The sequence below is a fragment of the Tabrizicola aquatica genome (genome assembly GCF_002900975.1).
Lineage (GTDB): Bacteria > Pseudomonadota > Alphaproteobacteria > Rhodobacterales > Rhodobacteraceae > Tabrizicola > Tabrizicola aquatica.
This window is the reverse complement of sequence record NZ_PJON01000011.1, coordinates 1-786: the sequence shown is the minus strand read 5'-3', so window position 1 is coordinate 786 and position 786 is coordinate 1. Positions and strand designations below refer to the sequence as shown.

The window sequence follows — 786 nt, the reverse complement described above, 5'->3', positions numbered from 1 at the left end:
ATGGCGAAGGCAAAGTTTGAACGTAACAAGCCGCATGTGAACATCGGGACCATTGGTCACGTTGACCACGGCAAGACGACGCTGACGGCGGCGATCACGAAGTATTTCGGCGAATTCCGGGCCTATGACCAGATCGACGGCGCGCCGGAAGAGCGGGCACGCGGGATCACGATCTCGACCGCGCACGTGGAATATGAGACCGAGAACCGTCACTACGCCCACGTCGACTGCCCCGGCCACGCCGACTATGTGAAGAACATGATCACCGGCGCGGCGCAGATGGACGGCGCGATCCTGGTCTGCGCGGCGTCCGACGGCCCGATGCCGCAGACGCGCGAGCACATCCTGCTCGGCCGTCAGGTCGGCATTCCGTACATGGTCTGCTACATGAACAAGGTCGACCTTGTTGACGATGAAGAGCTGCTGGAACTCGTGGAAATGGAAGTGCGCGAGCTCTTCTCGTCCTACGAATACCCGGGCGACGACATTCCGATCATCAAGGGCTCGGCCCACCAGGCGATGATCGGCGAGCGCAAGGACATCGGCGAGGATTCGATCCGCGCGCTGATGAAGGCGGTTGACGAGTACATCCCGACCCCGGCGCGTGCGATCGACCAGCCGTTCCTGATGCCGATCGAAGACGTGTTCTCGATCTCGGGCCGCGGCACGGTTGTGACCGGCCGGGTGGAGCGTGGCGTGATCAACGTCGGCGACGAAGTCGAGATCGTGGGCATCCGCGAGACCAAGAAGTCGGTCTGCACCGGCGTCGAGATGTTCCGCAAGCTC

General features: G+C 62.5%; 1 protein-coding gene. It reads left to right on the top strand.

What is annotated here, in order from left to right; genetic code table 11:
- On the top strand, positions 1–786 hold a 786-nt coding region (locus CXR42_RS19235), incomplete at both ends, for an elongation factor Tu (RefSeq protein ID WP_103259222.1).